Origin of the sequence: Actinophytocola gossypii (genome assembly GCF_025165815.1) — a bacterium.
In the GTDB taxonomy this organism is placed as follows: domain Bacteria; phylum Actinomycetota; class Actinomycetes; order Mycobacteriales; family Pseudonocardiaceae; genus Actinophytocola; species Actinophytocola gossypii.
Genome location: NZ_JAFFZE010000012.1, coordinates 137,655 through 163,333, shown reverse-complemented (window position 1 = coordinate 163,333; position 25,679 = coordinate 137,655). Strand labels below are relative to the sequence as shown.

General features: G+C 71.8%; 23 protein-coding genes. 15 read left to right on the top strand and 8 right to left on the bottom strand.

What is annotated here, in order from left to right; genetic code table 11:
- The first annotated feature begins 1 nt into the window (after position 1).
- Genes JT362_RS14630 through JT362_RS14600 form a run of 7 tightly spaced genes read left to right on the top strand, consistent with a single transcriptional unit; the run spans position 2 to position 9,093 of the window.
- The gene (locus JT362_RS14630; RefSeq protein ID WP_260191740.1) at positions 2-946 is read left to right on the top strand and encodes a carbohydrate ABC transporter permease; all 945 of its coding nucleotides are present in this window, start codon (positions 2-4) and stop codon (positions 944-946) included.
- Entirely contained in the window at positions 946-1,842 is an 897-nt protein-coding gene (locus tag JT362_RS14625) for a carbohydrate ABC transporter permease (RefSeq protein WP_260191739.1), read from the top strand. Before JT362_RS14630 ends, JT362_RS14625 begins: the two co-directional genes overlap by 1 nt.
- Entirely contained in the window at positions 1,839-2,789 is a 951-nt protein-coding gene (locus tag JT362_RS14620) for an ROK family protein (protein ID WP_260191738.1), read from the top strand. The genes JT362_RS14625 and JT362_RS14620 overlap by 4 nt, the downstream gene beginning before the upstream one ends.
- The gene (locus JT362_RS14615; protein ID WP_260191737.1) at positions 2,786-3,352 is read left to right on the top strand and encodes a D-sedoheptulose-7-phosphate isomerase; all 567 of its coding nucleotides are present in this window, start codon (positions 2,786-2,788) and stop codon (positions 3,350-3,352) included. The genes JT362_RS14620 and JT362_RS14615 overlap by 4 nt, the downstream gene beginning before the upstream one ends.
- Before the next feature lie 8 nt (positions 3,353-3,360).
- Positions 3,361-5,793 (top strand): alpha-mannosidase, encoded by a 2,433-nt coding sequence (locus tag JT362_RS14610; RefSeq protein WP_260191736.1) that lies wholly within the window; start codon positions 3,361-3,363, stop codon positions 5,791-5,793.
- Positions 5,790-7,613 (top strand): YyaL domain-containing protein, encoded by a 1,824-nt coding sequence (locus JT362_RS14605; RefSeq protein ID WP_260191735.1) that lies wholly within the window; start codon positions 5,790-5,792, stop codon positions 7,611-7,613. Before JT362_RS14610 ends, JT362_RS14605 begins: the two co-directional genes overlap by 4 nt.
- Entirely contained in the window at positions 7,606-9,093 is a 1,488-nt protein-coding gene (locus tag JT362_RS14600) for an FAD-dependent oxidoreductase (RefSeq protein ID WP_260191734.1), read from the top strand. The genes JT362_RS14605 and JT362_RS14600 overlap by 8 nt, the downstream gene beginning before the upstream one ends.
- Positions 9,094-9,133: 40 nt before the next feature.
- On the opposite strand, the gene JT362_RS14595 is transcribed toward JT362_RS14600, so the two are convergent.
- Genes JT362_RS14595 through JT362_RS14585 form a run of 3 tightly spaced genes read right to left on the bottom strand, consistent with a single transcriptional unit; the run spans position 9,134 to position 12,392 of the window.
- Positions 9,134-10,171 carry a LacI family DNA-binding transcriptional regulator gene (locus tag JT362_RS14595; protein WP_260191733.1) on the bottom strand — a complete coding sequence of 346 codons (1,038 nt, stop codon included), beginning with the start codon at positions 10,169-10,171 and terminating at the stop codon, positions 9,134-9,136.
- A 5-nt stretch (positions 10,172-10,176) separates the two neighbouring features.
- A complete protein-coding gene (locus tag JT362_RS14590) occupies positions 10,177-11,037 on the bottom strand; it encodes a hypothetical protein (RefSeq protein WP_260191732.1) in 861 nt (286 codons plus the stop codon).
- Positions 11,034-12,392, bottom strand: coding sequence for an FGGY-family carbohydrate kinase (locus JT362_RS14585; RefSeq protein ID WP_260191731.1), 1,359 nt, complete (start codon positions 12,390-12,392; stop codon positions 11,034-11,036). Before JT362_RS14585 ends, JT362_RS14590 begins: the two co-directional genes overlap by 4 nt.
- A gap of 137 nt (positions 12,393-12,529) precedes the next feature.
- On the opposite strand from JT362_RS14585, the gene JT362_RS14580 reads away from it, so the two are divergent.
- Positions 12,530-13,099, top strand: coding sequence for a hypothetical protein (locus tag JT362_RS14580; protein WP_260191730.1), 570 nt, complete (start codon positions 12,530-12,532; stop codon positions 13,097-13,099).
- Here the strand turns inward: JT362_RS14580 and JT362_RS14575 are convergent.
- Positions 13,053-13,835: an RluA family pseudouridine synthase gene (locus JT362_RS14575; protein WP_260191729.1), complete on the bottom strand. Its 783-nt coding sequence runs from the start codon at positions 13,833-13,835 to the stop codon at positions 13,053-13,055. The two genes, JT362_RS14580 and JT362_RS14575, sit on opposite strands and share 47 nt — an antisense overlap.
- A 54-nt stretch (positions 13,836-13,889) precedes the next feature.
- On the opposite strand from JT362_RS14575, the gene JT362_RS14570 reads away from it, so the two are divergent.
- Genes JT362_RS14570 through JT362_RS14560 form a run of 3 tightly spaced genes read left to right on the top strand, consistent with a single transcriptional unit; the run spans position 13,890 to position 17,627 of the window.
- A complete protein-coding gene (locus tag JT362_RS14570) occupies positions 13,890-14,309 on the top strand; it encodes a DUF6098 family protein (protein WP_375546497.1) in 420 nt (139 codons plus the stop codon).
- 10 nt (positions 14,310-14,319) lie between these two features.
- Positions 14,320-15,588, top strand: coding sequence for an ATP-grasp domain-containing protein (locus tag JT362_RS14565; RefSeq protein WP_260191728.1), 1,269 nt, complete (start codon positions 14,320-14,322; stop codon positions 15,586-15,588).
- A gap of 17 nt (positions 15,589-15,605) precedes the next feature.
- The gene (locus JT362_RS14560) at positions 15,606-17,627 is read left to right on the top strand and encodes a CocE/NonD family hydrolase (protein ID WP_260191727.1); all 2,022 of its coding nucleotides are present in this window, start codon (positions 15,606-15,608) and stop codon (positions 17,625-17,627) included.
- 11 nt (positions 17,628-17,638) lie between these two features.
- Here the strand turns inward: JT362_RS14560 and JT362_RS14555 are convergent, their stop codons facing one another.
- On the bottom strand, positions 17,639-18,277 hold the full coding sequence (locus JT362_RS14555) for a response regulator (RefSeq protein ID WP_260191726.1): 639 nt from the start codon (positions 18,275-18,277) through the stop codon (positions 17,639-17,641).
- The gene (locus JT362_RS14550; protein WP_260191725.1) at positions 18,274-19,239 is read right to left on the bottom strand and encodes a sensor histidine kinase; all 966 of its coding nucleotides are present in this window, start codon (positions 19,237-19,239) and stop codon (positions 18,274-18,276) included. The genes JT362_RS14555 and JT362_RS14550 overlap by 4 nt, the downstream gene beginning before the upstream one ends.
- Positions 19,240-19,408: 169 nt before the next feature.
- Between JT362_RS14550 and JT362_RS14545 the strand changes: the two genes are divergently transcribed.
- Together JT362_RS14545 and JT362_RS14540 are read left to right on the top strand one after the other, a co-directional pair.
- Positions 19,409-19,867: a CBS domain-containing protein gene (locus JT362_RS14545; RefSeq protein WP_260191724.1), complete on the top strand. Its 459-nt coding sequence runs from the start codon at positions 19,409-19,411 to the stop codon at positions 19,865-19,867.
- 18 nt (positions 19,868-19,885) lie between these two features.
- Positions 19,886-21,172 carry an ArsB/NhaD family transporter gene (locus JT362_RS14540; protein WP_260191723.1) on the top strand — a complete coding sequence of 429 codons (1,287 nt, stop codon included), beginning with the start codon at positions 19,886-19,888 and terminating at the stop codon, positions 21,170-21,172.
- A 36-nt stretch (positions 21,173-21,208) separates the two neighbouring features.
- Here the strand turns inward: JT362_RS14540 and JT362_RS14535 are convergent, their stop codons facing one another.
- Both JT362_RS14535 and JT362_RS14530 read right to left on the bottom strand, forming a co-directional pair.
- Positions 21,209-22,264, bottom strand: coding sequence for an N-acetylmuramoyl-L-alanine amidase (locus JT362_RS14535; RefSeq protein ID WP_260191722.1), 1,056 nt, complete (start codon positions 22,262-22,264; stop codon positions 21,209-21,211).
- On the bottom strand, positions 22,264-22,836 hold the full coding sequence (locus JT362_RS14530; RefSeq protein WP_260191721.1) for a hypothetical protein: 573 nt from the start codon (positions 22,834-22,836) through the stop codon (positions 22,264-22,266). Before JT362_RS14530 ends, JT362_RS14535 begins: the two co-directional genes overlap by 1 nt.
- Before the next feature lie 120 nt (positions 22,837-22,956).
- Here JT362_RS14530 and JT362_RS14525 point away from each other — a divergent pair, with 120 nt between their 5' ends.
- Both JT362_RS14525 and JT362_RS14520 read left to right on the top strand, forming a co-directional pair.
- Positions 22,957-23,985 (top strand): NADP-dependent oxidoreductase, encoded by a 1,029-nt coding sequence (locus JT362_RS14525; protein ID WP_260191720.1) that lies wholly within the window; start codon positions 22,957-22,959, stop codon positions 23,983-23,985.
- Positions 23,986-24,705: 720 nt separating this feature from the next.
- The gene (locus tag JT362_RS14520; RefSeq protein ID WP_375546496.1) at positions 24,706-25,674 is read left to right on the top strand and encodes a multicopper oxidase domain-containing protein; all 969 of its coding nucleotides are present in this window, start codon (positions 24,706-24,708) and stop codon (positions 25,672-25,674) included.
- Positions 25,675-25,679: the final 5 nt, after the last annotated feature.

The following is a 25,679-nucleotide window of genomic DNA, read 5'->3' as shown; positions in this document are numbered from 1 at the left end:
CATGAGCACGGCCACCCGCCAGAGGAAGCGCCGGCCGCGCGGGAAGAATCAGCGACGGGAGACCCTGGCGGCGTTCGCGTTCCTGTCGCCGTGGATCATCGGGTTCCTGGTGCTCACCGCCGGGCCGATGATCATCAGCCTGGTGCTGTCGTTCACCAACTACGACGGCCTGCAGGAGACCAGGGGCGTCGGCTGGGACAACTACGAGAAGCTGCTGTCCGACCCGAAGGTCCGCAAGAGCCTCAGCAACACGCTGATCTACGCGGTGATGATCGTGCCGAGCACGATGATCGTGTCGCTCGCGCTCGCCTCGATGCTCTCCCGGATCGGCCGGCGCTCGGCCGGTGTGTTCCGCACGCTGTTCTACCTGCCCGAGGTGACCCCGAAGGTCGCGATCGGCGTGCTGTTCCTGCTGCTGTTCAACGGCCAGGTCGGCATGGTCAACTGGGCGCTCGGGCTGGTCGGCATCGACGGGCCGCAGTGGAGCACCGACGAGGCGTGGGTGAAACCCGGCCTGGTGCTGATGAACCTGTGGTCGGTCGGCGGAACCGTGGTGATCTACCTGGCCGCGCTGAACAACGTGCCGAGGGACCTGTACGAGGCGGCCGACCTGGACGGCGTGTCGCGCTGGCAGCGGTTCCGGCACGTCACCGTGCCGATGATCAGCGGCGCGCTGTTCTTCACCCTGATCATCCAGACGATCAGCGCGCTGCAGACCTTCGACGAGGCCTACGCCGCCTTCTACGGCAGCGCGGCGTCGGCGAGCTACTCCAGCGAAGCCGCCCTGTTCTACCTGATCTACCTGTTCCAGCAGGCGTTCCAGTTCCTGCACATGGGCTACGCGTCGGCGATGGCGTGGCTGCTGTTCGTCATCATCATGATCATCACGGCGATCCAGGTGAAGGTGAGCAAACGGTTCGTCTACTACGAGGGCGGTGACCGCTGATGGCCGCTCCGACCGTCGCACCGCCCGAAACGCCGAGGACGCCGCCGGCCCAGCCGGTGCGGCCCCGGCGCGGCCGCAAGAGCCGGGTGCTGTTCTGGATCGGGCTGCTCGGCGCGTCCGTGCTGTTCCTGTACCCGTTCTTCTGGGTGCTCAGCGCGTCGCTCAAACCGCGCTCTCAGGTGTTCGACAACGCGCTGCTGCCGAGCCAGTGGGCGTGGGAGAACTACGTCAACGTCTGGCAGGCGGCGCCGGTCCTCCAGTGGTTCCTGAACAGCGTCGTGGTGGCCGTCGCGGCGGCGACCGCGGTGACGATCGCCAGCGCGCTGGTCGCGTTCGGCTTCGCCTACTTCCGGTTCCCCGGGCGGAACTTCCTGTTCGGCCTGGTGCTGGCGACGATGATGCTGCCGGGCGCGGTCACGATGATCCCGGTGTACCTGATCTGGAACAGCGTCGGGCTGTCCACCACGCAGGTGCCGCTGTGGGCGGCGAACCTGTTCGGCAGTGCGTTCTACATCTTCCTGCTGCGCCAGTTCTTCCTGGGCCTGCCGCGGGACCTGTTCGAGGCCGCCAGGATCGACGGCGCGAGCTACTGGGGGCTGTTCTGGCGGATCGCGGTGCCGCTGTGCAAGCCGGCGATGATCGTGACGTTCGTGTTCGAGCTGAAGGCCAGCTGGTCGGACCTGCTCAAGCCGCTGATCTACCTGCGCGACGAGGAGCTGTACACGCTGCCGCGCGGGCTGAAGGCGATCTCCGACCAGTTCGGCCAGTCCGGTGAGCAGCAGTGGGAGATCGTCCTGGCCGGCAGCGTGATCACGACGCTGCCGATGGTGGTCGTGTTCTTCCTGGCCCAGCGCCACTTCCTCTACGGCATCGCGACCCAGGGACGCAAGGGATGAATTCCGCCGTGCTGGCACTCGACATCGGGGGGACCAAGCTCGCCGCGGGCCTGGTCGACCCGGACGGGCGGGCGCGCTCGTTCCTGGTCGCGCCGACCCCGGTCGGGGTGTCGGCGGTGCTCGAGGCGCTGTTCGCCCTGGGGCGCAAGGCGGTCGCCGACGCGGGGGCCGACCTGGCGGACGTCGCCGCGGTCGGCATCGGCTGCGGTGGCCCGTTGGACGCCGAGCGCGGGGTGCTGCTCGCGCCGCCGCACCTGCCGGGTTGGCGGGACGTGCCGGTCACCCGGCTCGCCGCGCGGGCGTTCGGGGCACCGGCGGCGCTGGACAACGACGGCACCGCGGCCGCGGAGGCGGAGTTCCGGTTCGGCGCGGGCGCGGGGAGCAGGCACCTGGTGTACCTGACGCTGTCCACCGGTGTCGGCGGCGGCGTCGTGCTCGACGGCCGGGTTTACCGGGGCACCACCGGCAACGGCGCCGAGCTGGGGCACGTGGTGGTCGACCGGCGGGGGCGGGTGTGCCGGGGCTGCGGCGGCCGGGGTTGCCTGGAGGCGTACGTGTCCGGCACGTCGATCGCCGAGCGGGCGGCCGAGGAGCTCGACCCGGCCAGCTCGCTGGCCACGGTGGACTCCTTCACCGCGGCGGACGTCGCCGAGCACGCGGCCGCCGGGGACGCGTTCGCCGCCGGGGTGTGGCGGGAGACGACGAGCGCGCTCGGCAGCGGGCTGACCTCGATCGTGAACGTGCTGGAACCGGAGGTCGTGGTACTCGGCGGCGGCGTCACCCGCGCGGGCGAGGCCCTGGTCGCGCCGGCCCGCGAGGTGGTCCGGACGACGGCGATGACTCCGGGCGGACGCGCGGTCCGGGTCGAACGGGCCGCCCTCGGCGACCGGGTGGGCGTGGTCGGCGCGGCCGCGGTGGGGATGCGACTGTTGGAGGAGACCAGATGAGCTTGGCCGACCAACTGGCCGACCACATCGGGGTGGCCGAGCGCGTGCGGGAACTGCTGCCGGAGCTGGACAAGGTGGCGGACCGGCTGATCGAGGTGTACGAGGCGGACGGGCGGCTGTTCACGTTCGGCAACGGCGGCAGCGCGGCGGACGCGCAGCACCTGGCCGGCGAGCTGATCGGCCGGTACAAGCGCACCCGGCGGCCGCTGCCGGCGGTGGCCCTGACCGTGGACCCGTCGGTGCTCACCTGCATCGCCAACGACTTCGCCTACGAGGACGTGTTCGCCAGGCAGGTGGTCGGGTTCGTGCGGCCGGGTGACATGGTGGCCGCGTTCTCCACCAGCGGCCGATCGCCGAACGTGGTGCGCGGGCTGGCGGCGGCCCGCCGGCAGGGGGCGACTACCGTCTACTTCGGAGGCTCGGGCGGTGGTCCGGCCGCCGCGCACGCCGACCACGCGCTGGTGGTCGACTCGACCGAGACCGCACGGATCCAGGAAATGCACCTGCTGCTCCTGCACCTGCTCTCCGAGCGGGTCGACGCGTGGGCAGCGGGCGACGACTAGGGAGACCAGTGTCCGACCAGCGTCTACTGCACATGATCGGGAACGCGCACATCGACCCCGTCTGGCTGTGGCAGTGGCCGGAGGGCTACCAGGAGGTCCGCGCCACCTTCGCCTCCGCCATCGACCGGATGACCGAGTACCCGGAGTTCGTGTTCACCTGCGACTCCGTGCTGTACCTGGCCTGGGTCGAGGAGCACGACCCGGACCTGTTCGCCGAGATCGGCAAACGGATCGCCGAGGGGCGCTGGCAGGTGGTCGGCGGCTGGTGGATCGAGCCGGACTGCAACCTGCCGTCGGGGGAGTCGTTCGTGCGGCAGGCCCTCTACGCGCAGCGCTACCTCAAGGACCGGTTCGGCGTCACCTGCACCGTCGGGTGCAACGTGGACCCGTTCGGGCACAACGCCTCCCTGCCGCAGCTGCTGCGCGGGTCCGGAATGGACGCCTACGTCTTCATGCGTCCCGGCCCGCACGAGATGGCGCTTCCCGGCCCGTACTTCTGGTGGGAGTCACCGGACGGGTCGCGGGTGCTGACCTACCGGATCCCGCACGAGTACTGCAGTTCCGGCGCCGACCTCGGCTACCAGGTCGACAAGTCGCTCGCGCAGCTGCCCGCCGACGCGCGCGAGCTGATGGTGTTCTACGGCGTCGGCAACCACGGCGGCGGCCCCACCAAGGCGAACCTGGACAGCATCCGCCGCCTCGACGCCACCGGCGGCCTGCCCCGGATGCGCTGCGGGCACCCGCGTGACTTCTTCGACCGGCTGGTCGCCTCCGGGGAGGACGTCCCGGTGCACGTGGGCGAGCTGCAGCACCACGCGGTCGGCTGCTACTCCGCGCACTCCGGGGTCAAGCGGTGGAACCGGCGGGCGGAGAACCTCCTGGCCCGCGCGGAGAAGTGGGCCACCGTCGCGTCCTCGGTCGCCGGTGTGCCCTACCCGGCCGCCGACCTGGAGCGGGCGTGGAAGCTGGTGCTGTTCAACCAGTTCCACGACACCCTCGGCGGCGCGGCGATCGAACCGGCCTACGAGGACGCCCGCGACCAGTACGGGCACGCGGTGTCGCTGGCCGTCGAGGCGTTCAACCGCGCGGTGCAGTCGATGACCCGGCGCATCGCGATCGAGCCAGAGCCCGACATGACCCCGCTCGTGGTCGTCAACCCGCACCCGTGGCGGCTGGTCGCCGACGTGGAGTTCGAGTTCGGCGGCTTCCCCGCGTTCGGCACCCGCGCGGTCGACGACGAGGGCCACCCGGTCGCCGTGCAGCGCACCCGCTCGAAGGCCACCGTCAACGGCTGGCGCCGCCGCCTGGTGCTCGCCGCCGACGTGCCGCCGCTCGGCTACCGGGTGTACCGGCTCTACCCCGGCGGCGACGGCGAGCCGGCGCCGGCGGTCACCGCGACCGACACCCGGCTGGAGAACGAGTTCGTCGCGCTCGAGGTCGACCCGGCGACCGGCTGGCTGCGTTCCCTGCGTGACAAGGTCTCCGGCGTGGACGTCGCCGCCCCGGGCGGGCACGCCGTCGTCATCGACGACCAGTCCGACACCTGGGGGCACCGGGTGCGGGCCTACGACTCCGTCGACGGCGTGTTCACCCCGCGCTCGGTGCGGCTGGTGGAGCACGGCCCCGTGCGGGCGGTGTTGCGCGTGACCAGCGGGTACGGGGCGTCGACACTGACCGAGGAGTACGTGCTCGGCGTACGGGACCGGCACGTCGAGGTACGGGTGACGCTGGACTGGCAGGAGCGGCGGAAGCTGCTCAAGCTGCGGTTCCCCACGGCGCTGTCCGACGTGCGGGCCACGTTCGAGATCCCGTACGGGCACGTGGAGCGCCCGGCGAACGGCAGCGAGGAGGCCGCGCAGGCCTGGGTCGACGTGTCCGGCGAGCTGCCGGACGGCCGGCGCGCCGGGCTCGCGGTGCTCAACGACGGCAAGTACGGCCACGACGTGCTCGGCGGCGACATCGGCGTCACCGCCGCGCGCAGCCCGGTGTACGCCTGGCACGAGCCGAAGGAACTGGACGACGACGAGCTGTACGTCTACCAGGACCAGGGCCGCCAGGAGTTCACCTGCCGCCTGGTGCCGCACGCCGGCGACTGGCGCGACGCCGCCGTGGTGCGGTGCGCGGCCGAGCTGAACCAGCCCGCGTTCCCGCTGCTGGAGTCCTACCACGACGGTGACCTGCCGGCGGTGCGGTCGTTCATGGCGGTGTCCGGGGCGTCGGTGCTGCCGACGGTGCTCAAGGCCGCCGAGGACGCCGAGGGCGCCGACGCGCTCGTGGTCCGCGCCTACGAGACCGCGGGCCGGGGCGGCGAGGCGACCGTCGAGGTGCTCGGCCGCACGGTCACCGCGACCTTCGGGCCGGCCGAGATCAAGACGTTCCTGGTGCCCCGCGACCACGACCAGCCGGTGGTGGAGACCGACCTGATCGAGTGGCTCCCGTGATTCCGTTCGACGTCACGGTCCTCTCCGCGCGGCCGGACGCCCTGTCGGTCGACCGCACGGTGTGCGACGTCGATGGCTCGCGGTTCGCCGTCCGGCTCGACGTCACCTGTGTCGCGTCCGAGCCGGTGGTCGCCGGCCTGCGGGTGTCGGTGCGCCTCGGCGAGACCGACGACCCCGGCTGGCTCGTGCCGGGCGCCTTCTACGGCGAGAACCGGGTCGCCGGGTGCCGGGTGCGGTACCCGAGGTTCACCCGCGACGCACCCGACCCGGCGCTGCTGGAGTCCGCCGAGTGGGGGTTGCGCGCCGACCGCTGCGCCACGCCCGCGGTGTTCGCCTGGGACCGCGAGGGCGGCGCGGCGCTGGTCACCACCGAGTGGTCGCCGCTCGGCCAGGCCGGCGTCGGGCTCGCGATGGACGGCGAGCACCCGGTGCTGCGCCTGCACTTCCCGTACCGCGAGGAGCCGGTGGTCTACGACGGCTCGCCGAACCCGCTGCCGGCCGACACCCCCGCGTTCGAGTGGTACCCGGGCCGGACCGAGACGCTGCGGTTCGACCTGCACGTGCTCGGCCCCGACCGGCACGCCTACGCCGGGGTGCTGTGTGACCTGCACCGCCGGACCGCGCCGGTGGACGCCGACACCGTGCCGTGGGTTTCGGTCGAGGATGCGGCCGCGCTCACCGCGTGGGGCCTGTACCGGTGGCACTACGTCGCCGAGGACGCGGTGCTGCTGGAGACCGCCGCGTTCGACCGGCACGCGCTGGGGGAGCACGGCGACCGGCAGGCCATGCACGTGTCGTGGATCAGCGGCGTCCCGTACGCCTACGCCCTGCTGCGGCACGGCAGACGGGTCGGCAACGACTCCTATGTGGACGCCGCGACCGCCGTGCTGGACAACATCGCCAACCACCTCACCCCAGGCGGCACGTTCTGGGGCCAGTGGACCCGCGCGAACGGCTGGAACGCCGGCTGGACCCCGGACCGGCGGCGCGTGCACGCCAGGACCCTCGGCGAGGCCACCCTGTTCCTCACCCGAGCGGTCGCCCTCGGCGGCCCGCCGCAGTGGCGCGCCGCGGTGGTGTCCAACCTGGACGTCGCGGTCAAGGGCCAGGCCGCCGACGGCTCGTTCGGCGCCGGCTACGACGTGGCGACCGGCGAGGTGCTGGACCGGAACGGCACCAGCGGCCTGGCGTGGATCCCGGCACTGGTCGAGGCCGCCGCCCTGTTCGACGAGCCGCGCTACCTCGACGCCGCCCGGCGGGCCGGCCGCTTCTACGCGGGCGCGGTGGAGCGGGAGTTCCTGTACGGCGCACCCGAGGACGTGGACCTGGCACCGTCGTCCGAGGACGGTTACCTGGCGATCATGGCGTACGTGTCGCTGTACGAGGCCGACGGCGCGGACGAGTGGCTGGCGCTGGCCCGGCGCGCGGCCGACTGGACGCTGACGTTCCGCTACACCTACGACGTCGACTTCCCGCCGCACACCCTGTTGGGCCACTACGACTTCCGCAGCCGAGGCGCGGACCAGGCGTCGCCGGCGAACCAGCACCTGCACTCCTACGGCCTGATCTGCGCCGCCGAGCTGGCCCGGCTCGGCGAGCACACCGGCGAGACGTACTACACCGCGTCGGCCGAGGAGAACCTGGCCTGCTTCCGCCAGTTCGTGGCCCGCGCGGACGGCGACTTCAACGCGTACCGGGGAATGGTGAGCGAACGCTTCTACCAGACCGCGTGCTACCAACCGAAGGGAATGCTGTTGACGCTGTCCCACGCGTGGTGTGTCGGCGTGCTGCTGCTGGCCTGCGAGGCGCGCCTTGGCTGAGCTGGTGGTCTACGGCGCGACGGCGGCCGGGGTGTGCGCCGCGGTCGCGGCCGCGCGGCACGGGGTGCCGGTGACGCTGCTCGAACCGGGCCGGCACGTCGGCGGGATGGTCTCCGGCGGGCTCGGCTACACCGACATCGGCGACCCGAGGGTCCTCGGCGGCATGGCGGGGGAGTTCGCCGCCGCCGTCGCGGAGCACTACGGCACGTCCCGCTACGCCGGCCCGGAGCCGCACGTGGCGGAGCGGATCTTCGAGTCGTGGCTGGACCGTGCCGGCGTGGCGGTCGTGTTCGGCGTCGGCGTGTCCGCCGTGGAGGGATCGATCTCCGTACTGCACGGCACCGACGGCCGGTCGTACCGCGCGGGCGTGTACGTCGACGCGTCCTACGAGGGCGACCTGCTCGCCGCCGCCGGCGTGCCGTACCGCGTCGGCCGGGAGAGCCGTTCCCTGCACGGCGAGACGTTCGCCGGCCGGCGGGAATGGGCGCCCGGCAAGCACAACTTCGAGCCGTACCTGTCCCCGTTCGCCGCCGACGGCTCGCTGCTCCCCCTGATCGACTCCTCACCCACCGTCGACGCGGGCGAGGGCGACGGCGCCGTGATGGCGTACGGCTACCGGGTCTGTCTGTCCACAGCGGACGACCGGCTCCCGTTCACCCGCCGCGACGGCTACCGCGAGGAGGAGTGGGAGCTGGCCCGCCGGTACTTCGCGATGCTCGCCGAGCGCGACCTGGAGCCGCCGGACGTGCTCGGCCTGGTCCGCAACCTCCCCAACGGCAAGTGCGACGGCAACTCCATCGGCCCGCTGTCGGTGAACCTGCTCGACGGCGCCAACCGCGCCTACCCCGACGCCGGCCCCGCCGAGCGGGCGGCGATCGTCCGCCGGTACCAGGAGTACACGGTCGACTTCCTGCACTTCATGAGCACCGACCCCGCCGTGCCCCGCCAGGTCCGCGACCGTCTCGGCGAATGGGGCTGGGCCGCGGACGAGTTCGACGGCGGCCTCCCGCACCAGCTGTACGTGCGCGAGGCCCGGCGGATGCTCGGCGAGTACACCCTCACCGAACACGACCTGCACACCGCCCCCACCCCCAAGTACGACACGATCGCCATGGGCTCGTACCACATCGACATCCGCGAGGTACGCCGCACGTGGCGCTGGGTGTACGAACACCCCGACCCGATCCCGTCGGTGTACAACGAGGGCTACCTGTCCGTGCCGGTGCGCCCGTACCAGGTCCCGTACCGCGCGATCGTGCCCCGCTACGCCGACTGCACGAACCTGCTGGTCCCGGTCTGCCTGTCCGCGTCCCACGTGGCCTTCAGCTCGGTCCGCATGGAACCCCAGTACGAGATGCTCGGCCACGCCGCCGGCCTCGCCGCCTGGCGCGCCCTCACCACAGACCGACCCGTCCAACAGGTCGACGTCGCCGACCTCCAACAACACCTCCTCGACGAACGCCAGATCCTCACGATCTGACCCGCGTCCGGCGGGTGGGACGATTGCGGAGTGATGCGCGTCAGCCCGGTAGCCGGCGGGTGGAGCCTCGGCGTTCGAAGGTGGGTTCGAGCCAGACGGTGCGGGGGTCGCCGGTGAGGGTGCCGGACAGGCGGGCCAGGAGCAGCTCCGCGGCCTTGGCGCCCATCGCCACCACCGGTTGGGAGACCGCGCTCACGGCCGGCTGCACCATGCTCATCCACGGGAGGTCGTCGAAGGCCACCAGGGAGACGTCCTTCGGCACCCGCAGCTTCCGGCGTTGCATCTCCTGCCACACGCCCTCGGCCATCAGGTTGTTCGCGGCGAACACCGCGGTCACGTCCGGGCGGACCTCCAGCAGGGACGCGATCGCTGTGGCCGCGCTGCCCTCGCCGAAGCCGACGCGGACCACCAGCTCGGGGTCGTAGTCGACACCTCGCTCGCGCAGGGCCTCGCGGTAGCCGGTCAGGCGACCCACACCCGTGGTCCACTCCAGTTCGTCGATCAGGAACGCGATGCGGCGGTGGCCCAGCTCCAGCAGGTGACCGGTCGCCGCCCGCGCGCCGTGCTCGGAGTCCACCAGCACGGCGTCGCACTGGCTCTCGGCCATCTGGCGGTCCACCTCGACGACCCGCACGCCCTGGGACGTCAGCAGCGCGCCTGCTTCCGACGACAGCGGGGTGACGATCGTGCCGGGTACCCGCATCGCCAGCAGCGTGCGGACGCCGGCCAGTTCGCGGTCGGTGTCGCCGTCGTCGTTGACCAGCACCATCTGGTAGCCGGCGGCGCCGAGCACCTGCTCGATGCCGGCCGCTAGGTCGGCGTAGAACTGGTTGCGCAGGTCCGAGATCACCACGCCGACCAGCCGGTTCGTCCGCCTTTTCAGGCTTCTGGCGAACTCGTCGGGCACGTAGCCGAGCTGGTCCGCGGCAGCCAGCACCTTCGCCTTGACCGCCGCGGCGGCGTAGCCCTGGCCGGTCAGCGCCCTGGACGCCGTCGACGGTGACACGCCGGCCGCCTTGGCCACGTCGCCGATCGTCGGACGGCGCTTCGGCTCGTCGAGGGTTGGCTCCTCCGACACGGGGCTCAGGCCGCTTCCCGCCACGGCCGGGCGGTCTCGTCGACCACCTCGGCGAGTGCGCGCAGCCGGTCCACCGACCGGGAACGCAGCAGCGGCACCGGATCGGCCAGCGTGTCGCTCCACACCGCCCGGCCGGCGAGGAAACCGGAGGCGCCGGCCGCGCACGCCGTGCGCACCGACGGCGGGAAGTCGGCGATCGACACACCCTGCGACAGCACCACCCACGGCACCGGCAGCGCGGCCGTCATCCGCTCGCACACCCGCCCGATCGCCACCTGGTCGCCCTTGCCGAACCGCGGCACCTGTCCTTTGTAGAGCGACGGGCGGAGCGCGCCCAGCTCGGCGGCCGCCTCCAGCAGCAGGGCGTCGAAGTCGTCACCGGGCCCTGGCCGGACCACGCCCTCCAGCACCGACACCAGTCCGGCGCCGGCACACCGCCGGATGAAGTCCTCGGCCAGCGCCAGGCACGCGTCGCGCTCGTCCGGGCGCCAGATCAGCAGGAGCTTCAACGCGTGCGCGCCACGCGCCGCGGCCGCCGCCGGGTCGACGGCGTCGTCGATCGCGGTGCGCACCACCGGGCCGCCCTCCGGCGGGTGGGTCAGCGCGTCGGCGGCGAGGATGAGCCCGCACGGCAGGCCGAGGTCCGCCACCTGCTCGAAGCCGTACTCGCGGTCGATCAGGAACCCGCTGGCGTGCGGGCCGAGCTCGGCGGCCACGGCCAGCTTGAACCGCACCAGGTCGGCGTCGGTCACCGGCCCGTCGGTGTGCTCGGCGAGCATCCCGCGCAGGCTCTCCCGCTGGTCCATCGCCACCATGGCGAGCCCACCGGACGGCCGGGCCAGGGAAGCCAACGAGGCCAGGGTCATGTCTCCTCCTGAACCCGGGACAGGAAGTCCCGGTACATCGTGTCGTACCGGTCGGCGAGAACGTCGTCGCGGGGCAGCTCGTCGCTACCGAGCGTTGGGGTGTCGAGGCCGATCGCGTGTCCGGCGAGCAGCGCCGCGCCGGTACGGGCCGCGTCGGCGGCACGCACCAGCCGGACCGGGCCGGGCAACACGTGCGCCTTGACCTCCATCAGCACCCGCCCCCGGCTGGGGCCGCCGAGGACGGTGACCCGACCGAGCTTCGTGCCGGCGTGCCCGGCCTGTGCCTCGGCCATCCAGCGGGCGTGGCAGCACGCGCCCTCCAGCACGGCGACCAGGACGTCGGGCAGGGCGTGTCGCGAGGCGAGGTCGTGCACGGACAGCCGCAGGTCCGGGTCGGGCGCCGGCGCGGCCCGGCCGGCGAGGTAGGGAAGCACGACGACACCGGTCGGACGGTCCACGGTCGCGGCCAGCGCGTCGACGTGGGCGTGGTCGCCGCCGGCCAGGGTGCACAGCCAGTCGACGAGCCGGCCGGCGTGCGGGAAGCCGGACACCATGGCCCAGTGCCGGCCGTCGGCGGTGCGGTTCCAGGACATCCCGGTGCCGGCAGCGTCCGGCCCCGGCGCCCGGTCGGACACGGTGACCACGGCCTCCGCGGTGCCCAGCGAGTCCGCCACCGCCCCCGGCGCGCGGACGCCGGCCGCGTGCGCGGCGACCAGGTGGTCGTGGCCGGCGACCACGACCGGGACCCCGTCCGTCGTGCGGCCGGTGCTCTCCGACGGCAGCCGCTCCTGGTCGACGCCGGCGAGTGCCAGCAGGTCCTGGTCCCACCGGTCGGCGCGCTGGTCGAACGCGCCGGACCGGCCGGCCAGGGTGCGGTGCCCGAGCGGATCGCCGCACAGCGCGGTCGCGACCAGCTCGGGGACGCCGACCCACGCCCGCATCCGGTCCAGGCAGGCCGGGTCGTCGCGGCGCAGCCACAGCCAGGTCGCCAGCGGGGTCTTCGCGGCGACGTCGACGCCGGTCCTGGTGAAGATCGCGGCCCGGCCGACGTCGCCGGCGAGCCAGCGGGCCTGCTCGGCGGCGCGGTCGTCCCACCACCACAGCAGGGGTCGCAGCGGCCGCAGGTCGGCGCCGAGCGGAACGCCGCCCTCGGCGACGCCGGTGACCCCGATCGCGTCCGGCGGCCCGGCCTCGGCGACGCAGCCGGCCAGGTCGGCGAGCACCCCGGCGACCAGGTCGTCGGCGTCCGGCGGGGTGGGGCGGCCGCGTTCGGCCAGCGCGGTGCCGTCGGGCGTGTAGAGGCCGACCTTGCAGTTGGTCGTCCCCACGTCGATCCCGGCGAGCCGCTCCGCCACGCGCCCGACCCCCTCCGACACCGGTGTGGCAACGTTGCCACATCATCCTCGCGACTCGAACCGGCACCGGTCAAGTCAGGTGTGTATCAGGCGGCGGCCACGTCCCTCTTGTCATTATCCGAGAGGAGGAGGACACGATGCGAACACCGGAGTTCCGACCCGTGGCCCGCCTGTCCGCCGAGTGGGCGCCGGCCGGGGAGTCGGCCGGCGAGTGGCACGCCGGCGACATCCTGCTCACCCACGGGAACTCGTTCTTCGCCAAGCTCATCGGGTTCGGCCAGCGCCTGCGGATCCACGGCGAGGACCGGAGGTACGCGTGGTTCACCCACGCCGCGCTGGTCGTCGGGCCGGCGGGTGAGCTGGTCGAGGTGATGGGCACCGGCATGGTGCGCAGCAGCGTGCGCGACTACCACCCGCGCGACTACGCCGTGGTCCACACCGGGATCGAGCCCGCCGACGTCAAGCAGGTGCTGGCGTTCGCCGACTGGGTCGTGGCGGCCCGCCCGAAGTACGGCTGGACGACGATCGTGAGCATCGCGCTGACCGTGCTCACCGGGTCGAAGTTCTCGTTCTTCGTCAGCGGTGAGCACATCTGCTCCGGGTTCGTCGCCCGCGCGATGGAACGCAGCGGCGCGATCTTCACCCGCGACCCGGTGCACATCACCCCGGCCGACCTGGCGAAGTACTACGCGGTCGAGCCGCGTTAGCCAGCAGCTCCGCCACGTCGGGCCGCGGGTCGCGCAGCGGCGCCCAGAAGCCGTCGTCCGGGACGGCCGCCAGCTCCAGCCTGGGCGGGTCGAGCCAGGGGGCGGCCAGGCCGAGCCGCCACGAGTGCAGGTACGTCCTTGGCTCCGCGGCACCGCCGAACAGCGGGTCGCCGGCGATCGGGTGCCCGATCCAGGCCAGGTGCACCCGAATCTGGTGCCGTCGCCCGGTGACCGGCACCGCGACGAGCACGGTGTGCTCCCCGTCGGTCCACAGTGACCGGATCAGCGTGGTGGACGGGTACCGCTTGGTGTCCAGCAGGTCCGCCTCGGACACCCACCACCGGCCGTCGTCGTGCCGGATCCGCTCCCTCGGGGCGGCGATCCGCACCCGGCCCTTGCGCCCGGCCGACAGCGGCAGCTCGATCACGCCTTCGTCCGGCAGGCCGGTGGAGCGGGTGACCGCCAGGTATGCCTTGTCGGCCTCCCGCTTGGCGAACTGCCGGGTGAGCCCGCCGTGCGCGGCCAGGTCCTTGGCGAACAGCACCAGCCCGGAGGTGGCCTTGTCGATCCGGTGCACCGGGTACAGCCGCTCGCCCGCCGCCTCGGCCAGCTCCACCAGGTCGACGTCGTGCCGCTCACCGGTCACCGCGATGCCGGCCGGCTTGTGCAGCGCGAGCACCGCGTCGTCCTCGGCGAGTACCGAGGCCGCGCGCAGCTCCGCCCAGCTCCACCCCACCAGCGGGAGCGTAGTGGGGTTTTCGAAGGTCGTTCCGGGGGCATCCCCCTGGTCATGGATCCGCTGGGAATGCCGACGCTGGAGCGGCTCGACGAGTTGACCCAGCTGATGGAGCACGGCGTCGAGCTGTACCTGCGCTACTCGCCGGGTCCGGTCGCCGACGCCCAGCACGCCAGTACCGACCACGAGAGCGGGCTGGTCATGCCCGGCCTGTCCGCGAACCCGATGCGGGTGCCCGCCTGGTGGTCGCTGCCCCCGGAGGACTGGCTCGCCCGTCGGATCTGCCAGTACCTACGCGAACTCCGGGAGGGCGCCCGGCCGTGGGTGCTGACCGGACGGGTCGTCGACTTCGGACCGGACAACGAGCCGTTGCTCGACGACGTGGAACCCATCGCCTGGCTCTCCGGCGAGCTGGTCCGGCACGCGCACCAGCGCTACCGGGACCGGCTCGACGCGGGCCGCGCGACGCATTGAGGAGTGGGACTTGACGAAGCGCAACATCGTGGTGCTCGGCCTCGACGAGGAGAACCAGCGGCTACTGGAGCGGATCCCGGACGCGGACCGCTACGCCTTCCACGGCCTGCTGACCATCCCGGAACTGCAGTTCGGCGACATCGAGATCGAGCGCCTGCTGGCCGAGGCCGAGAGCAGGATCGCGGCGTTCGACGAGACGATCGACGCGATCGTGGGATTCTGGGACTTCCCGGTCAGCACGATCGTCCCGCTGTTGTGCGAGCGGTTCGGCGTGCGCGGCGCGAGTCTGGACGCGGTGCTGAAGTGCGAGCACAAGTACTGGAGCAGGCTCGTCCAACGTGACGTGATCAAGGAGTACGCCCCGTTCGGCGTGGTGGACCTGGAGGACCCGGTGCTGCCGGCGGACGTCGGCTACCCGTGCTGGCTCAAGCCGGTGAAGTCGTTCTCGTCCAAACTCGCCTTCGAGGTCACCAGCGACCAGGAGTTCGACGAGGCCGTCGCCGAGCTGCGGGACGGCATCGGCCGGGTGGGGGAGCCGTTCGAGTACGTGCTCGCCCAGGCCGACCTGCCGCCGGAGATCGCCGAGGTCGGCGGGCAGGTGGCGCTGGCCGAGCGGGCACTGTCCGGGAACCGCGCGGCGGTCGAGGGCTACGTCCAGGACGGACAGGTCGTGGTGTACGGCGTGCTGGACTCGCTGATCTACCCCGGGGTGTCGAGCTTCCTGCGCCACCAGTACCCGGCGCGGTTGCCGGCGACCATGTGCGACCGGCTCGCCGACGTGTCCCGGCGGGTCATGGCGGGCATCGGCTACGACAACGCCACGTTCAGCATCGAGTTCTTCTGCGACCCGGAGACCAACGAGGTCACCGTGCTGGAGATCAACCCCCGGCACTCCCAGTCGCACGCGGAGCTGTTCGAGCAGGTCGACGGGTTCCCCAACCACCACTACATGGTGAAGGTCGCGCTCGGTGAGGACCCCGGCCAGAAGGGCGAGGGGGAGTACGCGATCTCGGCCCGGTGGTACCTGCGGCGATTCGAGGACGGTCTGCTGGTGCGTGGCCCGTCGCCGGCGGACATCGAGGCGGTGCAGCGGGACATCGACGGCGTGCACGTCCTGCGCCGCGCCGCGGACGGCGCGCGGCTGTCCGACGGGATGTCGCAGGACAGCTACAGCTACGAGCTGGCCGAGATCATCGTCGGCGCGGACAGCGTGGCGGAACTGGAGGACAAGTACGAGCGGTGCGTGGCGGCGCTGCCGTTCGAGTTCGCCGAGGAGTGAAGGGGGAAACCGAGCGGATGCGTGTCGTCACCTCACTGCCGTACGAGATCAAGGAGGACGAGCACGTCGTCGTCCCGACGACGGACGGAACCCGGCTGGCCGCCAGGATCTGGCGGCCGCTGGACTCCGACGAGCACCCGGTGCCGGCGATCCTGGAGTACATCCCGTACCGCAAGCGGGACCTGACCTCGGTCCGCGACTCGATCGCGCACCCGTACCTGGCCGGGCACGGCTTCGCCTGCGTGCGGGTGGACATCCGGGGCAGCGGTGACTCCGACGGCGTGCTCGTCGACGAGTACCTCGAACAGGAGCAGCGCGACGCCGAGGACGTGCTGGCCTGGCTCGCCGCGCAGCCGTGGTGCGACGGGACGACCGGGATGATGGGCATCTCCTGGGGCGGGTTCTCCGCGCTCCAGGTCGCCGCGCGGCAACCGCCGAGCCTCGGCGCGATCTGCATCGCCTCGTTCACCGACGACCGCTTCGCCGACGACATGCACTACATGCGCGGGTGCATGCTGTCGGACAACCTGGCCGAGTCCGGCACCATGTTCGCCTACTCCGTATGCCCGCCCGACCCGGCGCTGGCCGGCGCGGACTGGCGTCGCATGTGGACCGAGCGGCTGGACGCGGCGCGGCCGTGGGTCGCGGAGTGGCTGCGCCACCAGCGCCGCGACGACTACTGGCGGCACGCGTCGGTGTGCGAGGACTTCTCGGCTATCCGGGTGCCGGTGTTCGCCTCGTGCGGGTGGGCCGACGGCTACTCCAACGCCGTGCTGCGGCTGGTGGAGGGCCTGGACGTGCCGCGCAAGGGGCTGATCGGGCCGTGGTCGCACAAGTACCCGCACCTGGGCGTGCCGGGGCCGGCGATCGGCTACCTGCAGGAGGTGGTGCGCTGGTTCGACCGGTGGCTGCGGAACGGGGAGTCCGATGTGGACGAACCGGTGCTGCGGACCTGGATGCAGGACAGCGTGCCGCCGTCCACGTCCTACGAACAACGCCCCGGCCGCTGGGTCGGGGAGCCGAGCTGGCCGTCGCCGAACATCCGTCGCGACCTGCACCCGCTGGCGCCGCACCGGATCGCGCACCGGGACGCGAAGGTGCCGGTGGACGTGGTGACGATCGAGTCCCCGCTGTCGGTCGGGCAGTTCGCCGGCAAGTGGTCCTCCTACAGCGCGCCGCCGGACCTGCCCTACGACCAGCGCGAGGAGGACGGCGGCTCGCTGGTGTTCACCTCCGACGTGCTGACCGAGCAGTGCGAGATCCTCGGCTCACCGGTGGTGCGGCTGGACGTGTCGGCCGACCGGCCGGTAGCGATGGTCGCGGCCCGGCTGTCCGACGTGGCCGAGGACGGGCGCGCCACCCGGGTGACCTACGGCCTGCTGAACCTGTGCCACCGCGACTCGCACGACCACCCCGAGCCGCTGGTGCCGGGCCGCCGGTACCAGGTGGAGGTCCCGCTGAACGGCGTCGCGCAGGCGTTCCCCGCCGGGCACCGGATCCGGCTGTCGCTTTCCACGTCGTACTGGCCGCTGGCCTGGCCCCCGCCGGAGCCGGTGCGGCTGTCCGTGCACACCGCGGGGAGCTTCCTGGAGCTGCCGATCCGCCCGGTCGCCGCGCCGGACGAGGTCAGCCTGCGCCCGTTCGACGAGCCGGAGGGCACCCGGCCGCTGGCGACGACGGTGCTGGAGCAGGGGGACTACCGCTGGGACGTCGGCCGCAGCATGATCACCTACGACTCGGCGCTGGACGTGGTGAAGGACACCGGCGTGGTGCGCTACGAGGACACCGGCACCGAGATCCGCAAGGACGTGCGGGAGCGCTACAGCTGGACCGCCGACGACTACTCCTCGGTCCGCGGCGAGACCGAGTGGGTCATGACGTTCGCCCGCGGCGACTGGGCCACCCGGATCGAGACCCGCCAGGTGCTGACCTGCACCCCGACCGACTTCCACCTGCACGCCCGCCTGGACGCCTTCGAGGGCCAGACCCGCGTCCGGTCCCGCAACTGGACCATGACCTTCCCCCGCGACCACCTGTGACCACCCGGGACCTACGGCTCCACCAGGCCCGCGCGGATGGCGTACCGGGTCAGGTCCAGGCGGTCGCGCATGCCGAGCTTGGCGAGGATGTTCGCCCGGTGCCGGTCGACGGTCTTGGCGCTGATCATGAGCAGGTCGGCGATCTCCTTGGTGGAGTTGCCCTCGGCGATCAGCTTGACGATCTCCTCCTCGCGTGGGGTGAGCACGCTGTCCGGCAGCCTGCCCCGGCGCAGGTGGTCGCGGATCAGCGCGGTGACCGCCGCCGGGTACAGGAACGGCTCGCCGCGCATGGCGGCCCGGCAGGCGGCCATCAGGTCCTGGTCGGCCACCGACTTCAGCACGTACCCGGACGCGCCCGCCTTCAGCGCCTCGAACAGGTACTGCTCGTTGTCGTACATGGACAGCACCAGGATCCGCACGTCCGGTGCCCGCTGCGCGATCTCCCGCGCCGCCTGCAACCCGGTCATCCTGGGCATCGCGATGTCCAGGATCGCCAGGTCGATGCCGCCCGCGCCGACCAGGCTCACCGCCTCAGCGCCGTCGGCGGCCTCGGCCACCACGTCCAGGTCCGGCTCGGCGTCCAGGATCAGCCGCAGGCCCCGCCGGACCAGCGCGTGGTCGTCGGCCAGCAGGATCCGTGTGGCGGTCATGCCGGCACCACCAGGATCACGTCGGTGCCGTCGCCGCGCTTGGAGTCGATGGTGAGCGTGGCGCCGACCAGCAGCGCCCGTTCCCGCATGCCGCGGATCCCGGCGCCCTCGCGGAGCACGCCGCCCCGGCCGTCGTCGGAGATCCGCAGGGTCAGGCCGTCGAGCTCCTGGCGCAGGGTCAGCTCGACCCGGCTGGCTCTCGCGTGCCTGGCCACGTTGGTCAGCCCCTCCTGCGCGATCCGGTAGAGCACCAGCTCCACGTCGTCGTCGAGGACCGGCAGGTCCGAGACCTTCTTGGTCACCGGTACCCCGCTCATCTCGGAGAACTCGCTGCTCAACGCGCTCAGCGCGCTGGCGAGCCCCAGGTCGGACAGGACGCCCGGGCGCAGCCGTCTGGCCACCTGCCGCACCTCGTCCAGGCTCGCACGCACCCCCTCCTGCACGCCGTGCAGCTCCTCGCGCAGCTCGGCCGGCGCCTGGTCGACCACCCGCTTGAGCCCGAGCAGCACCACGGTCAGGCTCTGCCCGATCTCGTCGTGCAGCTCGCGGGCGATCCGCTGCCGCTCGCCCTCCTGCGCGGCCAGCGCGTGCGCGCTCGCGGCGCTGCGCTCGGCCTCGAGCCGGTCGAGCATCTCGTTGAACGTGCGGATCAGGTGGGTGAGGTCCCCGTTGCCCCGTTCGAGGAGCCGGTCGCCGTGCCGCAGCAGGTCCACCCGCTCCATCAGCGTGGCCAGTGAGCCGAGCGGCGCGAGACTGCTCCGCACCAGCACCGCGTTCGCCGCGAGGATCACCGCGAGGCCGACGATCAGCACCGGGATCTCGGTCACCAGCACCGGCGCGGACACCGTCGCCGGCGACAACGCGAGCACCACCGTACCGATGGTGAACACCAGCCCGTTGATCAGGAACAGCCGCCGGAACAGCGACCGCTCCGGCCGCACCGGTGCGGGGTTGACGCTCATCGCTCCAGGGTGGTCGCCCCGCGCGCGGATGTCCATGCGGGGCGGCCCCCATCCCGGCCTACATGCCGCACCCCACTCGAGTTGGGTGTCAGCCCCAATGGTTTCAAGGCCCTGACCAGCAAAGACTTGGAAGGTGACCACTTCGGAGACTTCACCACGGATCGAGGCCATGAAAGCACGCGACATCGCCGTCACCATGCCGACGGTCACGGCCGACGACCCGGTGATCCGGGTGGTACGGGCCATGGTCGTGCGACGGCTGCCCGGCCTGATCCTGGTGGACGAGTTCTCCCGGCCGTCGGTGGTGCTGCCCGGGACCCAGGTCCTCCGGCTCGCCGTGCCGTCGTCGTACCAGGACGACCCGGCGCTGGCGCGGACCATCGACGAGGAGCACGCCGACACGTTCTGGACCGAACTCGGCGAGCGCACGGTCGGCGAGTGCCTGCCCCGGCAGGCGGCCCGCCCGGTCACCGTCGCCGAGGACGCGACCCTGCTCGAGGTCGCCGCGGCGATGGCCAGGCTGCGCAGCCCCCTGGTCGCGGTCGTCGACGCGCGGGGCGTGCTGACCGGAGCGGTCACGCTCGAGCGCCTGCTGACCAGTCTCGCCGTCAACAACCTCGGCGACTGAGCCAGTGGGTTCCGCACAATGAGCGCGGTCCTCGCACTGGCGATCTTCTTCGTGGCGTTCTACTTCATCGCCACGGAGAAGGTGGGCAAGGTCAAGGTCGTGCTCGTCGCCGCGGGCGCGATGGCCGTGCTCGGCCTCGTCCCCGGCGCGGACGTGTTCTACTCCGAGCACGAGGGCATCGACTGGAACGTCATCTTCCTGCTGTTCGGGATGATGATCATCGTCGGGATCATCAAACCGACCGGGCTGTTCGACTACCTGGCGATCTGGGCGGCCAAGCGGTCCAAGGGCCAGCCGTACCGGCTGATGGTCATGCTGATGCTGATCACCGCGGTCGCGTCGCCGTTCCTGGACAACGTCACCACGATCATGCTGGTCGCCCCGGTGACGATCGTGGTCTGCAACCGGTTGCGGATCCCCGCGCAGCCGTACCTGATCGCCGAGGTGCTGGCGTCCAACATCGGCGGCGCGGCGACGTTGATCGGTGACCCGCCGAACATCATCATCGGCAGCCGGGCCGGTCTGACGTTCAACGACTTCCTGGTGCACATGGCGCCGGTCGTGGTCGTGATCTTCGCCCTGTTCGTGGTGCTGACGAAGTTCCTGTTCCGCAAGTCGTTCGTCTACAACGCCGACCGGGTCGCCGAGGTGCTCTCGCTGCAGGAGAAGCGGGCGATCAAGGACCCGAAGCTGCTCATCCGCTGCCTGGTCGTGCTCGGCCTCGTGGTGGTCGGCTTCGGCCTGCACTCGGTGCTCCACGTCGAGCCGTCGGTGGTGGCGCTGGTCGGGGCCGGCGTGATGTACCTGGTGGCCCGCGTCGACGCCGAGGAGGTGCTCGACGAGGTCGAGTGGGGCACGCTCGCGTTCTTCGCCGGCCTGTTCATCATGGTCGCCGGCCTGGTGCACACCGGTGTGATCGACACCGTCGGCGAGTGGGCGATCGAGCAGTTCGGCGACAACTACTTCGTGGCCGCCACGGCACTGCTGTTCGGCTCCGGTGTGCTCGGCGCGTTCTTCGACAACATCCCGTACACCGCGACGATGGCCCCGATCGTGGAGGGTGTGGTCGCCCAGGCGCCGAACCCGGCGACCGGCGAGGCGCTGTGGTGGGCGTTCGCGCTCGGCGCGGACTTCAGCGGCAACGGCACCGCGGTGGCGGCGAGCGCCAACGTGGTCGCCATCGGGATCGCCGCGCGGTCCGGTCACCGGATCAGCTTCTGGCAGTTCACCCGGTACGGCATCGTGGTGACGGTGTTCAGCCTGCTGCTGGCGTGGCTGTACGTCTGGCTGCGCTACTTCATGTAGGGAGGAGGGCCGGCCCGGCCGGCCCTCCTCGCCCGCTCAGCCGCCGTTGACCAGCGACATGTAGTGGTCCCAGTCCCAGTTCGGGCCGGGGTCGGTGTGGTCGTTGCCCGGCACCTCGCTGTGCCCGACGATCACGTCCCGGGTCTTGGCCAGCCCGTAGGTGTCGCACAGCCAGGCGGTCAGCGCCGCCGACGAGCGGTACATGGTCTCGGTGAACCACGCCGGGTCGTCGATCCAGCCCTCGTGCTCGATGCCGATGGAGCTGGCGTTGGCCGATCGGGCGTGCCAGGCGGTGTCCTGGTCGTGCACCATCTGGGTGATCTCGCCGTCCGAGGACCGGATGACGTAGTGCGCGCTGACCTGCGAGGCCGGGTCCTGGAACCAGCTGATCGAGCCCGCGTACGACCCCTGCGTGACGTGCACGACCACCGTCCGGATCGTGTCGGTGCGCCCGGCGGCGAAGTTCGCGCTGTGCGCGGGGTTCCAGATCGCGCCCGGGTAGTCGAGCGCACCGGCGCCCTCGTCCAGCGCCCGCACGGAAGCGAACCGCCCGAGCTCCGGCAGCACGTCCCGGGCCTCTGCGGTCACCCCTCGCGCGTCGACACCCGCGCGCAGCAGGTCGTACACCATGTCCGCGTACATCCGGGCGACCCGGTCGTCGGCGGCACCGCCGTAGCTCGCGACCACCGGGTACCAGGCGCCGAGCCGGTCCCGGTCGGCACCGGACAGCCCGTGCTCGTCGGCCATGGCGCGCAGCACCGCCGCGCCGCCCCGGACGTTCGCCGCCGTGTCGGTGCGCAGCTCGGCGACCGGTTCCCCGGTGAGCCGCGCGGCCCGCTCGAGCGTGTGCCGGGACGGGTTGCTGACCAGGTGCATGACACCGAACCCGTTGTCCTGGCTCGGCGCGCCGCCGTGCCCGTCGAGCCGGGTCTCGCCGTAGCCGACCGCGACGATCAGGTCCCTGGGCACGTCGAACTCGGCGGCCGCGGCCGTGAACGGGTCGGCCTGTCCGGCCTGCGCCGGCGTGGCGAGCCCCGCAATCACCGCGCCGACGATCAGCGCGGCCGCGCCGAGCGTGGTCCTGGCGCGCATCACCGCTCCCGGGAGCTCAGTGCGCCGACCTCGGCCAGCATCTCCAGCGCCTTCGGCTCGGCCTCGTCGTAGCGCTCCGGGCAGCACGACCGCTGCACCGTCTGGGCCAGCAGGCCGGCGGTCAGGTCCGGGTAGAGCGGCTCGTTGTGGATGGCCTGTTCGAAGAACTGGGTGGCGGCGTAGGTGACGTCCATGATCTCCTCCGGCGTGCCCCAACCCTGGCTCGGGCGCTGCTGGAACACGCCGAGCGAGTCCTTGTCCCCGCACGGCAGGTTGTTCATGTGCGACTCGACCCAGCCCGCCTCGAACGCGGCCAGCATGACCTTGTCCGACGCGCCGAGGTCGAGCCCGACCTGGTGGACGGTCTGGGTGACGGCGAGATCGCGGTCCGGCGGGATGCTCTCGCACTCGGCGGGTTCGATCGTGGCCGGAACGTGCGTGCCCGGCGCGGCGGGGTCGGCGGCCGGGCTGGCCATCGCCGAGCCGGTCACCAGCCCGACGGCGGCGACGGTGGCGGCGATCGCCCCGGCAAGCGCGAACCTCGACCGTCGTGCGGATGTGCGGGTAGTCATCGCTAAGTCTTCCCTTCCCCGAAAGGGTGTGCCCTCGACGCCAGCCAGTGTCCGCACGTGGCCCACTCACGACTACCGACGAAAGTCGGTCAACTATTCACGCGGCGAACAGGGGAGTCCGTGACCAGACAGAACCGGCGTGTCGTTCTGCGGAACAGGCCGGCGCACCGCATCGAGGCCGACACCTTCGAACTGGAGACCGCACCCGTTCCTCCGCTTCGGGACGGTGAGGCGCTGGTCGGCGTCCGGTGGCTCGGCATCGACGCGACCCAGCGGACGTGGCTCAACGCGGAGGCGACCTACACCGACCCGGTCGCGGTCGGCGACGTGATGCGCGGAAGCGGCGTCGGCGAGGTACTCGAATCGAGAAACCCGGCACTGCCCCGAGGACAGTGGGTCTACGGGACGCTCGGCTGGCAGGACTACGCGATCGCGTGCGGCGAGGGGCTCTTCGGCGTCAACCCCGTCCCGCCGGGCTTGGACCCGAAGCACATGCTCTCGGTGTACGGCACCAGCGGCCTGACCGCCTACGTCGGGATCACGCACGTGCTGAACGTGTCCCCCGGCGACACCGTGCTGGTCACCGGCGCGGCCGGCGGCGTCGGCTCGCTGGCCGGCCAGATCGCGCGCCTGCGCGGTGCCCGTGTCCTCGGGACCGCGGGCACTCCCGAGAAGGTCCGGTGGGTCACCGACGTCGCCGGGTTCGAGTGCCTCGACTACCACGACGACGTCCGAGCGGCCCTGCGCCGGTTCGCTCCGGACGGGGTGTCGGCCGTCTTCGACAACGTCGGCGGACCACTGCTGGAGGCCGCGCTCGACAACCTGGCCATCGGTGCCCGGATCGCCCTGTGCGGCTCGATCTCGTCCGGCTACACCGCCCAGGGCTACGGGAACGCGCCGGCGAACTACATGCGGCTCGCGTTCCGGCGCGCACGCATGGAGGGCTTCATCTTCCTCGACTTCCTCGCGGAGTTCCCCGCCGCCCTCGGCGAACTCGCCGGCTGGGTAGCCGACGGGAAACTGGTGTGGCGGGAAGACGTCACCACCGGGCTGGCCAACGCCCCCGCCGCCCTCCAGGGCCTGTTCGACGGGACCAACCTGGGCAAACGGCTCGTCGCTCTCGACCGCGCCACCGACGACGAACGATGACCGACCCGAGGCGGCCGACTGGTCATCGGGTCGTCGACCGGCGGCGGGACGTGGTGCCCTCGTCGCGGACCGTGAGAAGAACGGCCCTGGCCACGGTGCCGCCGGCGTTGTTGTCCAATTGAGACATCGCCCGTCCGGAGCCGGTTCGCGCCCGGTCCGGGACCGCTCGACGTCGTCTCGCGGGAGCCGGCCCCGGCCCACGGCGATCACGCGGGGTGCACACCGGCGACACCGGTGGCCGGGTCCGCGCGCGTGTGAAGTAGCGGTTAGGCTGCGCCCGGACGGGTGAACGAGCGGGTGCTCCTCACGGAGAGTCGCGAACGGCCGGATTTGATCAGGCGCCGAACGAACAGGCGGATCACCGGCCCCCAGGCACCCAGACCGGGTGGGGGTGCTCACTCCATTGAGCCATTTGGCCCTTAACTTTTGTCGCTGAACGACATAAGTTCGACTCGTTTGATCAGAAGCGGGCCGAAGGGCGTAACAGCATGACAAGGATGTCATCGCGGCGGGTGCACGGATGCGTTCCACTTCCGTGCTAGTCGCCACGGCGAGCCGACACGGTCGTGTCGCACCTTCCCACTCACCTCCGACGCGGAGTTCCGCGAGGTCGTCCGGCCATCACGCCTGCTCGTCACCAATCCCGCCAACTGGAGACCGATGATGGACAAACGCGCCCCAACGAGGGTTTCCCGGCGATCGCTGATCGCCGGTTCCGTGATGGCCGGCGGAGCGATCGCCGCCGTCGGACCCGCCGCCATGCTCAACCAGCCCGCGGCCAGCGCCGCCCGCGCGCGCACGAGGCGGCTCACGATGTACGCCGAGCGGATCGGCGACAACCTGATCGGCTACGGGCTCGCGCCGGGACAGGCGACCGTCCCCGGACCACTGCTGGAGATCTACGAGGGCGACACCCTCGAGATCGAGCTGGTCAACACCACCGACCAGCGGCTGTCGATCCACCCGCACGGCGTCAACTACGACACCAACTCCGACGGCGCCCCGCTCAACGGCTCGTTCAACGAGCCGGGGGAGACCCGGGTATACACCTGGCGCACCCAGGAGCAGTACCGGGCGAGCGGCGGCTTCTACATGCCGGGCAGCGCGGGCTACTGGCACTACCACGACCACGCCCTCGGCGGCGAGCACGGCACCGGCGGCATCCTGCGCGGCCTGTACGGCGGGCTGATCGTCCGCCGCCAGGGTGACCTGCTGCCCGACCGGCAGTTCACCGTCGTGTTCAGCGAGATGACGATCAACAACAAGACCGCGCCGAACACCCCGATGTTCGAGTGCCGCCACGGGGAGCGGGTCGAGTTCGTCTGCATCGGGCACGGCAGCCAGCCGCACACCTTCCACCTGCACGCACACCGCTGGGCGGACACCCGCACCGGCATGCTGCGCGGCGACAGCGACTACTCCAACGTGGTCGACAACAAGAACCTGGACCCGGGCAGCTCGTTCGGCTTCCAGGTGCTCGCCGGCGAGGCGGTCGGCCCCGGCGCGTGGATGTACCACTGCCACTACCAGGCCCACACCGACACCAACGGGATGGCCGGCATCTTCCTGGTGCGCAACGCCGACGGCTCCATGCCGCCCGGCGCGCAGGAGGCGATCGACCGCTTCCACGGCCACACGCACGCCGCGGCCACCACCCAGGCGCCGACCACCGGACACGGCGGCCACTGATTCCC

Excerpts from the sequence above, each read along its gene's own strand:
- JT362_RS14615 (WP_260191737.1), top strand. The coding sequence starts at position 2,786 with ATGAGCTTGGCCGACCAACTGGCCGACCACATCGGGGTGGCCGAGCGC.
- JT362_RS14530 (WP_260191721.1), bottom strand. The coding sequence starts at position 22,836 with ATGACTACCCGCACATCCGCACGACGGTCGAGGTTCGCGCTTGCCGGG.
- JT362_RS14630 (WP_260191740.1), top strand. The coding sequence starts at position 2 with ATGAGCACGGCCACCCGCCAGAGGAAGCGCCGGCCGCGCGGGAAGAAT.
- JT362_RS14590 (WP_260191732.1), bottom strand. The coding sequence starts at position 11,037 with ATGACCCTGGCCTCGTTGGCTTCCCTGGCCCGGCCGTCCGGTGGGCTC.
- JT362_RS14520 (WP_375546496.1), top strand. The coding sequence starts at position 24,706 with ATGGCCGGCGGAGCGATCGCCGCCGTCGGACCCGCCGCCATGCTCAAC.
- JT362_RS14560 (WP_260191727.1), top strand. The coding sequence starts at position 15,606 with ATGCGTGTCGTCACCTCACTGCCGTACGAGATCAAGGAGGACGAGCAC.
- JT362_RS14625 (WP_260191739.1), top strand. The coding sequence starts at position 946 with ATGGCCGCTCCGACCGTCGCACCGCCCGAAACGCCGAGGACGCCGCCG.
- JT362_RS14620 (WP_260191738.1), top strand. The coding sequence starts at position 1,839 with ATGAATTCCGCCGTGCTGGCACTCGACATCGGGGGGACCAAGCTCGCC.
- JT362_RS14540 (WP_260191723.1), top strand. The coding sequence starts at position 19,886 with ATGAGCGCGGTCCTCGCACTGGCGATCTTCTTCGTGGCGTTCTACTTC.
- JT362_RS14580 (WP_260191730.1), top strand. The coding sequence starts at position 12,530 with ATGCGAACACCGGAGTTCCGACCCGTGGCCCGCCTGTCCGCCGAGTGG.
- JT362_RS14570 (WP_375546497.1), top strand. The coding sequence starts at position 13,890 with ATGGATCCGCTGGGAATGCCGACGCTGGAGCGGCTCGACGAGTTGACC.
- JT362_RS14545 (WP_260191724.1), top strand. The coding sequence starts at position 19,409 with ATGAAAGCACGCGACATCGCCGTCACCATGCCGACGGTCACGGCCGAC.
- JT362_RS14550 (WP_260191725.1), bottom strand. The coding sequence starts at position 19,239 with ATGAGCGTCAACCCCGCACCGGTGCGGCCGGAGCGGTCGCTGTTCCGG.
- JT362_RS14555 (WP_260191726.1), bottom strand. The coding sequence starts at position 18,277 with ATGACCGCCACACGGATCCTGCTGGCCGACGACCACGCGCTGGTCCGG.
- JT362_RS14535 (WP_260191722.1), bottom strand. The coding sequence starts at position 22,264 with ATGCGCGCCAGGACCACGCTCGGCGCGGCCGCGCTGATCGTCGGCGCG.